Genomic DNA, 13,549 nt, shown 5'->3' with positions numbered 1-13,549 from the left:
TTATTTTTGTATTTGTTTATAAAAAACTAAACTTTGTTCTGCCACTGTGGCTATAGAAAACTTCTCCATCACTTTTTTCCGGGCTGCTTTACCCATTTCTTGTCTTAAACTTTCATTGGCAAGCAACTTCAAAATAGCATCGGCATATTCTTTATGCTTTTCTGGATGGACTAAAAAACCATTGATACCATCATCGATAACATCCGTTGCCCAACCAATGTTTGAAGCGACAACAGCTTTTTGCATTGCCATTGCCTCAATCCAGGAAACAGGTAAGGCTTCGGCAAAAGAAGGAAACACGCAAACTGTTGCTTCTTTTATATAATTTTGAATCTCAGTGTAGGGCACACTGCCTAAATATTTCACATTCGACAATGCCTGTTCAGAAAACAAAGGTTTCATCATTTCCCAAGTTGAACTTGAACCCGAGACAATATCAGCTACATCCTTACCTACCAATAACAATTGTGCCAATGGATTTTCTTTTACCACTTGATTAAAGACAAAAGGCAACTCAAGTAGTCCTTTCTTACGAATTAAACTTCCAAAATACAAAATTGTATTTAACTGAGGAATCGTATTATTCGTTACAAAGGTAGTTGTGTCTATAGAATTAGGAATAATGGTAAATTTTTTATTTAATCGAAAAACTTCGTTGGTTTTGTCGGCAGTAAATTGACTAACAGCCAATAATCCGTCTGCTTTTTGTAACGCTCGTTTTTCATGAAATTTGTTTTTCCATTTCACTGGGCGTTGGTCTAAATGACAAAAGTAGGTATCCGAACCGTTGAGTCTAATTACTACAGGGCATTTTTCAGGTTGTATAAAAGATGTAATACCCGTCCAATCTGGAGCTTCTACCAAATCAATTTCTTTCTCGCGATACAATCGATTAATCATTCGTTCTATTTTCTTTCGAGTAAAAAACCAGGATAATCCTTTTATTTTCACATTCTTAATTTGCTGAACAGTAATACCCTCATCGTCAAAAAAACAATCTTCTTGTTGACCGTAAACCAAAATCCGCACGGAACATCCCGTTTCCAAAAGTCCTTTGGCCAGGTTTTTTATACTTGTTCCAATTCCTCCTGAATTCCCTGTTTTGGCATGAGGATATTCTGGTGTAAGGAAAGCTATTTTCCACACCCTAACACTCTCCAAAGTTGCTTCATTCTTCGCAATGACAGAGGGAGCAGAAACTGAATCTATAATTATCATACTTTACTACTATTTGTGTTTTTATCATATCCTCTGCTTACTTAGAGCCTGTTTAAAATTCATCAAAATTACACCCTTTAGGGTCTGGGGAAATTAATTTTGATGAATTTTAAACAGGCTCTTACTGCAACAATTTACTTTTATTTATTTATTAAAAAAATCGTTAATAATTCTAGCTGTAAACATTTTTGCCCCAGCATCATTCATGTGACCGCAGGAAGAAAAATATTTGTCCTCAAGTACTGCGTTTTCATAATTATAAATTTCGGGATAAACTTTTTTTACTTTGTCGAAGTAATCAATTCCTTTTGTATTTGCACACATCGGAGTCATTATTGAAATCATCTTGATATTATTAGCTATACACAACTGTTTGATTTCTTCGTAATATTTATTTCTCTTCAAGGGCTTTAAATAAGTTAGATCATTTTTCATCTTTCCTTTCTTATTCATTTTTAAAGCATGGAAGCCTCCTTTATCTAAAACTTTTGTCTTTTGTTGACTTACTGTTTTATAAAATTCTCGAAAGCCTATTAATCCGTCAAAATTAATGTAACGGTAAAATGGAATATAATAGATGTATTTAAAATCGGCTTGATTTGAAAAATGATTTTTTATGATTTCAGAATCGTGAATGTATGGCAAGAATTTAGCCGCTACGGTTTCAGAACGGTTCTCGCTAGACAAATTCAAGTCTGCTTCGAGAATTACATTCTTGATTTTATAATTGCGCTCTAACATTAACTTGAGTAATAATGAAGATTCAAACAAATGACCGCCACTTATACCATAATTGAACGTTTTTAATCCTTTTTGTTCAAACATTTCAGTTACAAAATGGTTATTGGCTCGGGAAGAACCTAAAATAACCACATCGTAATTCCTAGCTTGGGAATTATAGACGTATTCTATTTTGTTCCGATTATTATTTTTTAGATAAAAGGCGGTATAGCCGTAATCTAATAGAACAGCCAATACTGCTATTGTAATTATTGTTTTTATAGTGAAAAGTAAAAATTGTTTCATTGTGTTTTTATTACTACAAACTTAAAATTTATATTTTCTTGTCCTGTTTCTAAAGGAAAAGAAATGGTACGTTCTTTTTATTTCTTTTTCTTACCCCTGCCCCTAAAGGGGAAAAAGAAATAGGACTTCATTCCTTATTTTTTCAGCCCTAACCCTGATAATTTCTTTTTTCTTTCCCCTCCCTAAAGGGTGGAAAAAAGAAATTAGAACGTTTTGATTAATCATAAACTTCCCGATTTTCGGCTCCCTTTAGGGCTGGGGTAAACGAAAATTCACGATATATTTTTAATAAAAGCTTTTATTTTATCTATAACTTCTGGTAATCTATACATTACTTCTTCATTGGTGAATCGGATTACATTTAATCCTTGGAATTCAAGATCAGCAGTTCTTTTTTTATCTAAAAGTTGTTGCTCTTCGTCCAAATGATATCCACCATCTATTTCGATTACTAATTTAAGAGCATGGCAATAAAAATCAGCGACATAAATACTGAGAGGATGTTGTCTTCTAAATTTATATCCTTCTATCTGATTGTCTTTTACAGCTAACCAAAACTTTTCTTCTGCTTCTGTTTGATTTTCTCTTAACTTTTTAGCATTTAAAAAAATATGTGGAGACGCTCCTTTCCACATATTCTCAGAATGATTTTTGTTTTTGTCCATAATTCTAAAAGTTTTGATTGGATAAAAAATGAACTACTGGTTTTCTTTTTTACTTTTTAATCCTAAAATTTCTTTTTCTTGCCCCTGCCACTAAAAGTAGAACTTGTATTTCTTTTTCCTTTCCCCAACCCTAAAGGGGAAAAAGAAATTAGAACGTTTTGATTAATCATAAACTTCCCGATTTTCGGCTCCCTTTAGGGCTGGGGTAAAACGAAAATTTATATTCTTTTTTCTTTCCCCTCCCTAAAGGGTGGAAAAAAGAAATTAGAACGTTTTGATTAATCATAAACTTCCCGGTTTTCGGCTCCCTTTAGGGCTGGGGTAAAACGAAAATTTATATTCTGTTTCTTGCCCCGCCCTAAAGGGTGGATTTCTTTTTTTACCCCTAACCCTAAAGGGGAAAAAGAAATCAGGACGTTATTGTTAATTCTGTACTTTTAAATTTTCGTCTTCCTTTAGGCCTGGGGTAAAACGAAAATTTATATTCTTTTTTCTTTCCCCTCCCTAAAGGGAAAAAAGAAATTAGAACGTTTTGATTAATCATAAACTTCCCGGTTTTCGGCTCCCTTTACGGCTGGGGTAAAACGAAAATTTATATGCTGTTTCTTGCCCCTCCCTAAAGGGTGGATTTCTTTTTTTACCCCTGCCCCTAAAGGGGAAAAGAAATCAGGACGTTATTGTTAATTCTGTACTTTTAAATTTTCGTCTTCCTTTAGGGCTTGGAAAAACGAAAATTCAGTACTAAAACTGAAAATAAATAAATTCTTTATAATCTGAATAAGTGCCTAATGCCAATATTGCTGCTAAACACAAAGCTAGTTTAATGGTTTGGTATTTACCTGAAATGGGTTCGACTTTAGTGCGATTGTTCCATTCGACAAAAACAAATAAAAATAATAGAATAACCAACTCATAATTATACCTCTCATTGCTTAAATATTGCGATGTAAAATGTCCGTTGCTAAACATATTCCTGAGGTACAAAATGGCATCTGTAATCGATTTTGCTCTAAAAAACACCCAAGCCAAACACGTTAATGCAAACGTAAGCAGAATATTTGCTAACACTTTTATAGAATCCCAACTCTTGTCTACTACAATATCATCTAAATTATTTCTGTTTGATTTTCTTAAAAGCAATGGTAAAAAGTACAAAGCATTGATGAATCCCCAAGCGACATAAGTCCAATTGGCTCCGTGCCAAAAACCACTGACTAAAAAGATAATAAAAGTGTTTCGGATTTTCATCCAAAGTCCGCCTTTGCTTCCTCCTAAAGGAATGTACAAATAATCACGAAACCAAGAAGATAAAGAAATATGCCAGCGACGCCAAAACTCAGCAATATCTCTAGAGAAATAAGGATAGTTGAAATTCTTTAGCAAATCGATTCCGAAGAGTTTTGACATTCCCAAAGCCATATCCGAATAGCCTGAGAAATCGCCATAAATTTGGAACGCAAAATAAATCGCTCCTAGAATTAACGACAAGGAATTCATTGTAGAGTAATTATCGAAAATAGCATTGGCATAAGTGGCACAAGTATCAGCTATAACTACTTTCTTGAATAATCCCCAAAGCATTTGATGGATTCCTTCTTTGGCTTTTTGAAAATCGAACTCTCGTTTTACTTTGACTTGAGGTAATAAATGGGTGGCTCTCTCAATTGGTCCTGCTACCAAAAGCGGAAAATAACTCACAAACAACGAATAATCGACAAAATTGTATTCGGCTTTGATTCTTTTGTAATAAATATCAATAACATAGGATAAACCATGAAACGTATAGAACGAAATTCCCACAGGCAAAACCACATCCAAAAGAAACGGAGAGGTCTTTAAACCAAAGCCTTGCATCATTTCGGCAAAAGAACTGGCGAAAAAGTTATAGTATTTGAACATAGCCAGAAAACCCAAATTGATTCCGATACTCAACCAAAACCAAAATTTCCGACTACTTTCTTTTTTGCTTTTTTCAATTCGGATACCTGTATAATAATCCAGAAAAGTGGAGAAAACCAACAAAAATAAAAAACGCCAATCCCAACAAGAATAAAAATAATAACTGGCTAGGATTAATAGGGTATTTTGTGTGGTTTTGTTTTTATTAAACACAAACCAATACAATACAAATACAAGGGGTAAAAAAATCGCAAAGGCGAAGGAATTGAAAAACATATTGGAGTTAGAGGTTAGAAGTTAGAAATTAGAGGTTATCCCCCGAGATTTCGGAATGAATTTCCCTCACATTTTAAACTTTAGAAAAGCTATTCTCTTTTTAGAACTGATAATGTCCAATAAGATAATTTTATCCGAATAAAATCATTAATACTAAATAGATTTGATGAGTAACAGCTTAACTAAAAAATTTATAACTATCTTATTTTTTCACAAAGGTAGATTCTGAATTATACAAATTTACTTGTAAAGGTTTTGAATTTTTAATATCCTTAAGAACCTGATAAGGTACATTTACACACCAAGAATAAAAAGCAATACTAACTAAGATAATTTTAAATATTTTAAAATATCGAGGCAACAAATTATTTTCAAAATAATTAATTAATGCTATAAAAATTAAAAAGCTACCAGGCGCTAATAATCTGTAATTTAACTCTTCTACATAAGCAGCACAACTTAATAAAGCGATTGAAATCAAATACAAAAGCCCAATTATAAAGAATACAAATGAAAAAAAAAGCTTACTGTTATCACCATCATTTTTTAAAATTTTTTTTCTGTATTTAACAACTAAAATAAATATAATTAAAACTTGAAATAAAGGAAATGCAACATCCTTCCATATAACATGATTTGAATATACTATAATAATTGAAACAATAGATTTAACCAACATTATAAATAATTCCATACTTGAATGACTTTGAAAGTTTCTAGCTATTCCTGTATAATACCCAGTTTCTAAATAATTATTATACAAATAAGCAAACATAAACAAGGTATTAAAAACTGCTATCATTAACAAAAAAAATGACTTTTCTCTTTCTTTTTTAAAAAACAGATAATACAATCCTAATAAACCAATTATACCAAAACTAAAACTTCCAATATATCTAAATAGAAACATCAAGAGTGAAGAAAACAAAATACTAATGTAAATCCTGACACCAGAATGAAAATTTATTATTATTGAATATATTGATTTAGTAAACCAAAAAATACAAAATATAAAAAATGATTCACTCCAACTATATGAATATATTTGAATAAATGACGCAAAGAAAAAAACCAAAACATACAAGTAAGTATTCTCTTTAAACTCCTTTTTAAAAAGGTTTATAAACAAAAAGATTACAGCTATATTAATAAATTTGGACGCTAAAAACACAGAAAATCCTGTTAGTTTAGCAATTAAAAAAATCAACACAGAATATCCAATTGGCCATATTGTAAAAGGTTTAATTTTAACATCAGGATTCGAAATATAAAAACTATTATTGTCCAAAAGATTTTGTGCTAATAAAAGATAATTCGTAGAATCAGGAGATAAATAACCACTAGAATTAAAATAAAATTTCACACTTATTGAAATTAATAGTAAAATAAACATTAAAATTAAGTAATAATCTGCTTTAGTTATTTTATTAAACAAATTTTCAAACCCCATTTTTATAATTTTTTAATTTAATCTCTATCTATATATCATTTCAGATTGATATGAAAAATTAAGATGCTTCTTTATTTACTTTTTTCTATTTAACGAACAATAGCATCGATAGCTTCCCAAATTTTCTCTGAAGCTTTGGTTGGTGTTTTACCAGCTACAATGCTATACCATTTTTTTCCTTCGCTAACGTTGGATAAATTGCCTTTGAATATGACTTCAAGCTGGTTTTCAAGCTGGTTTTTAGCGGTACAAAAAATAGCTGCTTTAAGACTTGGCATGCTTCTAAAATGAACGTAGTTGTAATTTTGTCCAATGTCTCGAATGCCTTTTTTCAATTGGGGCTGTTCGTAATTGTAATATAGACATGGCTTGTTGTGTGCTACAAAGTCAAAAACAGTTGAAGAACAAACATTAGTTACCAACTCAGAATGCGCGCACACATTGTGCAGTAATTGTAAGTCGGCTTTTGTTGGAAAAACTTCATTCCAATTCTTTCCTATTGCTTGCCACAAAGGATCAATTATTGCAATGATATCTTTATTAGTTTCAATCACCGCATCGTATCTTGAGGTAGTATCTACTGGACATTTTCGATATATAATTCCGAGATTATAGCCTTTAGTATTCAAGCTTCTAACCGCATTGGCTAAATCCTCCAGATAATATTGGTCTAAGGGTGAAGTGGTTTCATCATCCCCAGAAAAACAAATGTATTTTTTAGCTGAATCCAAATTGTATTGCGCAAAAAAATCTTCTCGTGTATGCAATAAAGAAGTATCATAATGTGGCTCAAATTGAGGGGTTCCAGTTACAAAAATTTGTGATGCATTTACAAAAGGGTAGTATTGCAGTACTTCTTTTTTCATCAAATCACTCCACACACAATAATAATCGGTTTCTACTACCTGCATGGCTTTAGGTACATTATCCCATGAATACACAAATGCCACTGTTTTAATTCCTAAATCCTGCGCTGCTAACAAAGCACTGATGGATTGGGTAGCGCGCTGGGTGGTACAGAAAACCAAATCGGGTTTGATTTCCTGTAATTGGGCTTTGCAATAGTTGTATTTTTCAGTTGAGCGTTCCAGACTATTGATACGTTTTCGGATACGAAGAATTCCTTTTTCGGATGAATTTAAAGCTATTAACATTCTGACAAAAAGTGTAATCAAAGTGTTTTTTATACCGCTATAATTAAACGGGAACTTATAGGTTTGATATACGGAATCAGAAAACTTTTTGGTTGCTACATTCAGCTCAATGTGTTTCCTGATTCGGCAATAAAATGGGGTTAAAGGGTGAATCTTTTGAGTTTTAATTTTAACCTCCTCATATCCTAATTCTTCTTGTAACGGAAAGGCCGTATTATTCCAATAGATAATTTGGTTGCCTCTTTGTTCACCAATTTCCTTGAATTGGGTAAAGGCAAAATTGCGTAATCCTACACCGTCAGGAAAAAAAATAAGGATTTTTTTGTTCATCGATTTGATTTCTTATGCGAGTACAAACCTACTGCTTTTTTTTATTTTTCCCCAAGTTAATAGTATTGTAAAAACTCTCTAAATTAGATAATTTGATTCATTCTCTCATACCCTTCGACAGACCCAGGGTGACAATGGTGGAATTATTCTTTCTTAAGACCTCGGTTGTCAGTCTGAGCCTGTCGAAGACCTTAGTCCCAATGTTTCTTCTATAAACTTAATTTGATTTTGTCTTATTAATTTAGCCCTTCTTGTTCTTCAACTTCTCTCTCTGGACTTGTTCGATGGGTAAAATATCTGTCGATTTGAATGTTAAAGCCGAATAAACGGCGTTCAAATCACGGCCTAATTTACGTAAGCCCATCGGTTCTAAAGAAGCGGCATGATCAGTTCCTTTCCAAGTTCGGTCTAGAGTGTAATGTCTTTCGATGATATTTGCTCCCAAAGTGTAGGCTGCAACATCAACTGCAATCCCTAAATGATGTCCTGAAAAACCAATGTGTTTTACTTTATCCCCGTATTTTTGTTTTAATAGATTAATATCCAGCAAACAAACATCTTCAAAAGGAACCGGATAGCCCGAAGTACAGTTATACAATACCAAATCTTGGTTTCTTCTTTTTTCAACAAAAAAATTCACTAAATCTTCTGTTTCATCTTTAGTGGTCATTCCTGTTGAAATGTGGATTTCTCCATGATAATTATCACATAACCAAGACAACATCGTATAATTATTATTACAAGCCGAAGGAATTTTAATAAATTTAGGATTTAGTGAAGTTATTTCTTTGGCAGATGTAGTATCCCAAACTGAGGTTGAATACACTATATCAATTGATTCACAATAGTTTTTTAATTCGGCGTGTTGGTGAACGTCAAATTCTAAATACTCTCTGTGAGCGCCATAGGTTATACCATAAGCATTGGAACTATTGGGATGGGGCGCATTGTATTGTGCTTCGGTTAATAGTTCTTTGTTGTTTCTTTTCTGGAATTTAACGGCATCAGCATTGCAAAATATTTTAGCAATCTTGATGAGTTCTTTGGCAATTTCCATTTCTCCTTTGTGATTGCAACCAATTTCGGCAATGACATAAGGCTTTCTATAGTGGTTCATTTTTTTTCTTTTCGTAAAACAAATAAAATTAAATTTATTTAACCCGTTGGGTGAAATTATCAAAAACGTCAGTTCGAGTGTTTTTTGCGTAATGAAATGAAGCGAAAAATGTATCGAGAACCGTTTTCTATTCAATATTTTCTTGTTCTCGATACAAATTTTCCGAAAAAGCTGTCGCGTTTTCTGAAAATTCACTCGAACTGACGAAAATTTAATATCCAAAAACAATTTCACCCAACGAGTTAAATATATTTAATAATTCTGCACTAACTTATATTTATTCTCGATTTATCTTACTGTTAGTCTAAGCTTTTTAGAATACTAGTAGCACACTTGTTTTATAAACTAAGACTTCGACAGGAATTCGACAAGCTAAGTCTGACAAGAGTAGAATCTCAACTCGAAAATCATTAGTAATCTTTTTTTAACTACACTTGAACTGGACTTCGACAGGAGTTCGACAGGACTTCGACAGGACTTCGACAGGACTTCGACAGGACTTCGACAGGACTTCGACAGGACTTCGACAGGACTTCGACAGGACTTCGACAGGACTTCGACAGGACTTCGACAGGCTCAGTCTGACCATAGTGGAATTATGTTTCTTTCAACTGTCAGTCTGAGCCTGTCGAAGACTCCTCTTTTCCGTACTCTGTATGATTTTTTGAATACCGTACTAGTTTATCCCAATCTTCATCTATTAATGCTTGTTTTTTTCTTCTACTCCATCCCTTTATTTTCTTTTCAATGATAATAGCTTGAGTAGGCTCGGTAAATATTTCAAACCAGACTAATTCTACTGGTCTTCTTTTAAAAGTATATGACTCTTTATCAATACCTACATTGTGTTCGAATAATCTCCGCTCTAAATTGTTTGTCATTCCTGTATAAAAGGAATCATCAGTACATTTTAAAATATAGACAAAATAGGTTTTCATTCACAAATCTATAAAAATTATTTTAAAAAGTTTTAGATAGGACTTCGACAGGCTCAGTCTGACAAGAGTAGAATCTCAACTCGAAGGCCATTAGTAATCTTTTTTAACTGCACTTGAACTGGACTTCGACAGGACTTCGACAAGCTCAGTCTGACAAGAATAAAATCTCAACTCGAAAATCATTAATAATCTTTTTTTTTACTGCACTTGAACTGGACTTCGACAGGACTTCGAAAAGCTCAGTCTGACCATAGTGGAATTATGTTTCTTTCAACTGTCAGTCACAGCTTTTCGAAGTCCTATCAAAGTCTTGCCGAGCCCCTTAATATCGTTTATTATACTTTAATATCGTTTCACAAGCTTCTCTAATAGCACCCTCTGACGATGCATTAGTTAACAAATAATCGGCGTTTTGTTTTACTATTTCAGTGGCATTGGCTGGTGCAAAAGACCAACCTACACTACATATATTTGTCAGATCGTTTACATCATCGCCAATATATGCCAGAGCCGAAAAACTAGTATCTCTTGTCTTAACAAAATGTTGTAAAAAAGCGTATTTGTCTTTTACCCCTAAAAAGGTATTATCTATTTGGAGTTTTTTCATCCGTTGGGCTACTAAAGGTGAATTTTCTGAAGTTATAACAACTACTTCCACTTGATGTTGACGAAGAATTTCCAATCCCATACCATCACGCATATCAAAAGCTTTGGCTAGCTCTCCGTCTGCGGAATAGAATACTTGCCCATTGGTAAACACACCATCGACATCTAGAACTAAAAAATCGATGCGTTGGTGTTTTTTGGATTTTTTCATACGGCTTGCTAATAGTTCTTCTACAATTTTCCAATCGGTCATCGAGTCAATTTCAACCAAGTTGGTTTCATCCATTTGAATCAACCCAACTGTTCCGCTCAGGCGATTTTTAGAAACTTCAAAAGCAGTCTTTGTTGTAGCATAGACGGCACCATTTTCAATCAATAATCCTTCAAAATCCTGTCGTCTTGGACGATGAAACACATCGTAATTTTGTGGTGTCCCGTCCGTATTCCATGTGAAACGATGGGTATTGACTACGGTAAGTGCCGAATCGTATTTCTCCTTTTCTATTTTAGCTAACACCACATTGATATCCACAGCCGTGGTCATCGGCGAAGTAGCTTGAAGCAAACACAAAACATCGAAATCATACTTTATTTTCTCCGAAAACTCCAGTAAAACACTTTCGGTAGAAGCGGTATCAGTAGCATTTTCACTTGAACGCAATAGTGCTTTAACCTTTGATGACCAATGGTACTCTTTTTCTACAAATTGAATTATTTCTATATCATCAGTAAAGACCACTACCTCATCTAAATTAGAGAAAATAGCTTCAGTCAATACCCAAGAAAAAAGGGGACGTCCCAACATTTTCTTTTTATTCTTAGCTGGTATTCCTTTGGAGCCTTTCCGTAGAGGTATTATTGCCGTTTTTTTCATATTTAAATTGCACTAACCAAGGTGATTTTTCTTACTGAAACAACCTTTTGTTTAAAAAGTTCATTAGTTTATACATTCCGATATCTTTTTTATTATTAAGTTTTAATTTATAAATTATTGCATACACTTTAAACAAAAAATTTTCTTTGGACGAAATATAATTATAAGTTTTGAGATAGTTTAACAATTTTTTCTTTTCCATAGATGTTTTATTACTTTTAATAATAATTAAATAAATTATCTTCACAAAACGTCTAAATTTTTTTTCTAAAAAGCTATCTTCACTTATCTGTTCATTGTAGTTTTTTAGCAAAAAACTTACGCTATCAAATATTTTACTAACACCTTCTGAATTATTATTCTTTCCCCAATTAGAAATTCTATAATAATTATCGATCTCATCTATTCTCTTGAATTTTATATCAGTATTAAATAAAATTTCAATATGAAAAATCACATCTTCTAACAAATATAACTCATTTCTGAATTTATATTTCAACAATATACTTCTTTTCCAAATTGGACTCATCGTTTGCCAAGAGAATTCATGATTTAAAAATAATGACAAATAATTTTCTCTATTTTTAACAGGTGGATCAATATTGAACACCCCTAGCTTGTTAGAAATCTTACCCTCAAAATATTGAGTAGTAAAAACCAGAAAATCATTATTAGGAAATTGTTTAAAATGTTTTATTCTACTAGACAATGCATAACTAGCTAATACATCATCTGAATCTAAAAAAATAATAAAATCTCCTTTGGAAACAGTTATACCGTAATTTCTACAAGAACTAACCCCTTTTATTAAATTAGATGGTCTTTTAAAATATTTAAAACGATCCGTCGTAACAATATAATTTTTAATTAAACCAAATGTATCATCATTCCCCCCATCATCTATTATTACACACTCCCAATTAGTATAAGTTTGATCTAAAACACTATTTAATGTTTCCTTAATTATATAGCCTCTATTATAAGTTGGAATTATAATAGATATGAGTGAATCGTCTTGCATTTGAAATTTTATAATTTTAGTTCTTTTAATAAATATATCATACAAATTTATTATCAATATTTTATAGCCGTAAAATGTTTCATCTCATCAATAATAAATTTATCTATCGGTCTTCTATATTTTAAAAGTCTAGGGATATCCAAAAAAACTTCCAAAATAACTTTAAAAAATAGCTTAAAATAGCGCATATCTTTCAAGGCATATTTTCTAAAGTTATGCCAATACAATTTCATAATTTTAAATATCGGACTTTGATAATATACAATATAATAAGCTGTCGAATTCTTTAATTGCTTTTCAAATCTGAAATAGTTTCTCCTTGAATATTTTCTGGCTTCTTTATCTACACGATGATTCACTTTAATCGCATTTGAGTACAGAATATCATAACCTTTGGAGATAACTTCTATTGCAACACAAGATTCTTCACCATAAATATCCATCCAAACTGGAAAACCATTAGTTTTCTCATAGGCTTCTTTTCTAATAGCAAAACCACAACCAATAAAATCATTAGTTATATATTCTTCTTTTTTATCATCAACACTATTCAAAGCAATTTCATCAGATACAAAAACTCCTTTTATCTCCTGAAAAGTAAGGATTCCTACATTCGGAAAATCCTTAAAAAGTCGTTCAACAACTATAACAAAATCTGAACTCAAAGGATGGGCATCATCATCTAAGCCAATTAACATTGTTCCCATTGCATTGGGATAAAGTATTGCTCTAGCTCGAGAAGCTCCTATAGATTTATCCGAAGTAAACCATTTTACCCATTTGAATTCTTCTTTTAAAAATTCAGAATCGTCTGTACAGCCATCTAAAAAAACTAAAACTTCCTGACTAGAAAAAATCAACATTTTTTCCAGTATAAGTAAAGTTTTTTTAAGCTCTGATTTTCTATCTTTAGAAACAATTAAAACGGAAGCCTGCATCAAATATTTATTTTATTAGTTAACTTATATTTTTCAA

11 protein-coding genes are annotated in these 13,549 nt (G+C 32.1%); all 11 read right to left on the bottom strand.

Annotated elements, in window-relative coordinates:
* On the bottom strand, nt 1-1,218 hold the full coding sequence (locus AAGV28_RS01295; protein WP_373405021.1) for a glycosyltransferase family 4 protein: 1,218 nt from the start codon (nt 1,216-1,218) through the stop codon (nt 1-3).
* A 144-nt stretch (nt 1,219-1,362) separates the two neighbouring features.
* Nucleotides 1,363-2,244: a hypothetical protein gene (locus AAGV28_RS01290; protein ID WP_373405020.1), complete on the bottom strand. Its 882-nt coding sequence runs from the start codon at nt 2,242-2,244 to the stop codon at nt 1,363-1,365.
* 272 nt (nt 2,245-2,516) lie between these two features.
* The gene (locus AAGV28_RS01285) at nt 2,517-2,909 is read right to left on the bottom strand and encodes an endonuclease domain-containing protein (RefSeq protein WP_373405019.1); all 393 of its coding nucleotides are present in this window, start codon (nt 2,907-2,909) and stop codon (nt 2,517-2,519) included.
* Nucleotides 2,910-3,650: 741 nt separating this feature from the next.
* On the bottom strand, nt 3,651-5,084 hold the full coding sequence (locus AAGV28_RS01280; protein ID WP_373405018.1) for an MBOAT family O-acyltransferase: 1,434 nt from the start codon (nt 5,082-5,084) through the stop codon (nt 3,651-3,653).
* 202 nt (nt 5,085-5,286) lie between these two features.
* A complete protein-coding gene (locus AAGV28_RS01275) occupies nt 5,287-6,534 on the bottom strand; it encodes a hypothetical protein (protein ID WP_373405017.1) in 1,248 nt (415 codons plus the stop codon).
* Between the two features lie 89 nt (nt 6,535-6,623).
* Nucleotides 6,624-8,018: a glycosyltransferase family protein gene (locus AAGV28_RS01270; RefSeq protein ID WP_373405016.1), complete on the bottom strand. Its 1,395-nt coding sequence runs from the start codon at nt 8,016-8,018 to the stop codon at nt 6,624-6,626.
* Between the two features lie 241 nt (nt 8,019-8,259).
* Nucleotides 8,260-9,135: an N-acetylneuraminate synthase family protein gene (locus tag AAGV28_RS01265; RefSeq protein ID WP_373405015.1), complete on the bottom strand. Its 876-nt coding sequence runs from the start codon at nt 9,133-9,135 to the stop codon at nt 8,260-8,262.
* A 614-nt stretch (nt 9,136-9,749) separates the two neighbouring features.
* On the bottom strand, nt 9,750-10,073 hold the full coding sequence (locus AAGV28_RS01260; RefSeq protein ID WP_373405014.1) for a GIY-YIG nuclease family protein: 324 nt from the start codon (nt 10,071-10,073) through the stop codon (nt 9,750-9,752).
* A 322-nt stretch (nt 10,074-10,395) separates the two neighbouring features.
* Nucleotides 10,396-11,553, bottom strand: coding sequence for a cytidylyltransferase domain-containing protein (locus AAGV28_RS01255; RefSeq protein ID WP_373405013.1), 1,158 nt, complete (start codon nt 11,551-11,553; stop codon nt 10,396-10,398).
* A 31-nt stretch (nt 11,554-11,584) separates the two neighbouring features.
* Complete coding sequence (locus tag AAGV28_RS01250) at nt 11,585-12,574, bottom strand: glycosyltransferase family 2 protein (protein ID WP_373405012.1); 990 nt, start codon at nt 12,572-12,574, stop codon at nt 11,585-11,587.
* Between the two features lie 53 nt (nt 12,575-12,627).
* Nucleotides 12,628-13,512 (bottom strand): glycosyltransferase family 2 protein, encoded by an 885-nt coding sequence (locus tag AAGV28_RS01245; RefSeq protein WP_373405011.1) that lies wholly within the window; start codon nt 13,510-13,512, stop codon nt 12,628-12,630.
* Nucleotides 13,513-13,549 lie beyond the last annotated feature (37 nt).

It is taken from the genome of Flavobacterium zubiriense (assembly GCF_041729725.1).
Taxonomy (GTDB): Bacteria; Bacteroidota; Bacteroidia; order Flavobacteriales; family Flavobacteriaceae; genus Flavobacterium; species Flavobacterium zubiriense.
Note: the sequence above shows the minus strand (reverse complement) of the source record. Positions and strands in the feature narration are given on the sequence as shown.